Source organism: Catenulispora sp. EB89 (assembly GCF_041261445.1).
GTDB lineage: Bacteria > Actinomycetota > Actinomycetes > Streptomycetales > Catenulisporaceae > Catenulispora.
Window position 1 is genome coordinate 1 of sequence record NZ_JBGCCU010000061.1, and the last position, 1809, is coordinate 1809.

Genomic DNA, 1809 nt, shown 5'->3' on the forward strand with positions numbered 1-1809 from the left:
CAAGAGCGGGTAGTTAAGGGTTTGTGGTGGGTGTCAAGGCCCTGGTCTGCTGGGCTGGCATGTGAAACGAGACCTCTGATACATCGGGACTGTCTAGGAACCCTGGTTTCGGAGGTCTCGTCGTGTCTGAGTCTGCCATGGTCTGTGCGTCCCGCACCATCACGGTTGCTCCGGGTGTGTTCGCTGCCGGGCATCTGGGTGAGTTGACGTCGGTGGTGCCGTTCGAGCTGGTCGATGCGGTGTTGGAGGCCACCGGGTGTGTGCAGCAGCGGGTACGGATGCTGCCTTCGCGGGTGGGTGTGTATGTGGTGTTGGCGATGGTGCTGTTCCCGGAGGTGGGCCTTTCCGGGGTGTGGTCGCATCTGACCGGTGCTATGCGGGGCCTGCCGAAGATCGCGGTGCCGGCTCCGTCGGGTAAGGCGTTGCGGGATCTGCGGCGGCGGGTGTCGGTAGCGCCGATCAGGTCGTTGTTCGAGCACCTGGCTGGTCCGACGTCCTGGCCGGGGATGCCGGGCTGCCGCTACCGCGGGTTGCGGATGGTGGCGATCGACGGGTGTTCCTCGTTCAAGGCGCCGGACACGTCGCGCAACCGGGCGGTGTTCCGGATCGGGCGGCGCCGCAGCGGTAGCGACGGCTGGCCTGGGGTGCAGCTGCTGGCTTTGGCCGAGTGCGGCACCCGGGCGCTGTTGGGCGCGACGGTGACGGCGTTGTCGGTCGGGGAGATCCCGGCCGCCGCTGCGCTGTGGGCCCGGCTGGATGCCTCGATGCTGCTGCTGGCCGATGCGGCATTCGACGCCGACAAGGTCATGGCCGCCATCGCCGGACGCCAGGCGCAGTTCCTCATCCGGGTCAACGCGGTGCGCAAACCCGCGGTGCTGGCGGTGCTGCCCGACGGGTCGTTCCTGACCCGCATCGGCGGACTTCGGCTGCGGGTGATCGATGCACAGATCAGCATCACCGGCGCCGACGGCACCCAGGTAACCGGCCGCTGGCGCCTGGTAACCACCCTCACCGACCACCGCACCGATCCCGCCAAGGCACTGGTGCAGCTCTACCACCAGCGCTGGGAGATCGAGACCTGCTTCTTCGGGCTGCGCCACACCCTCACCGGCCGCACCGTGCTGCGCTCCGGCGACCCCTTCGGCATCGCCCAGGAAATGTGGGCCCTGGCCTGCATCTGGCAGATCCTTCACATCGTCATGACCGACGCCGCCGCAACCCGCCCAGGCCTGGACCCGGACCGCTGCTCGGTTACCGTCGCGCTGGCCGCCGCCCGCGACAGCGTCATCCGCGCCGAGCACATCGCCGGCCATCCCGACCCGCTGCACGGCGACATCGCCACCGCCATCCTGGACCAGCCACTCGATGCCCGCCGGCCCCGTATCGCCGCCCGCGTGCTGAAAGCACCCGGCTCCCGCTACCCCAAACACCGACCCGCCGACCCACGCCCGGCCCGCGGCACCGCCATCCAAGCCATCGACACCGTGATCGCAGCCCCGGCCACACCAGCCACCTGCGACAGGCCAGATCCCGCCCTCACCAACGCGCTACGCACCCGCCACCCCGCCATGAGCCACCACATGATCTACGCCCTGGCCATCCTGCACACCCACCCAGGCCAACCCCACCAAGCCCGCCAACTCGCCCGCGCCCTGGGCATCACCGGCTGGGACCCCCTCAACGCCATCGGCGTCGCCCTCAACACCGCCGCCCGCCGCGGCCACATCACCAAATGCGCACCCGGCACCTACACCATCACCACCGAACAAGCCTTGACACCACCACCAAACCCTTAACTCCCCGCTCTTG

The 1809-nt window shown here is 69.0% G+C and carries 1 protein-coding gene; it reads left to right on the forward strand.

Annotation, left to right across the window (positions count from 1 at the left end; translation table 11 throughout):
- Nucleotides 1–122: 122 nt before the first annotated feature.
- Nucleotides 123–1796, forward strand: coding sequence for an IS4 family transposase (locus tag ABH920_RS49995; RefSeq protein ID WP_370356982.1), 1674 nt, complete (start codon nucleotides 123–125; stop codon nucleotides 1794–1796).
- The last annotated feature ends 13 nt before the right edge of the window (nucleotides 1797–1809 follow it).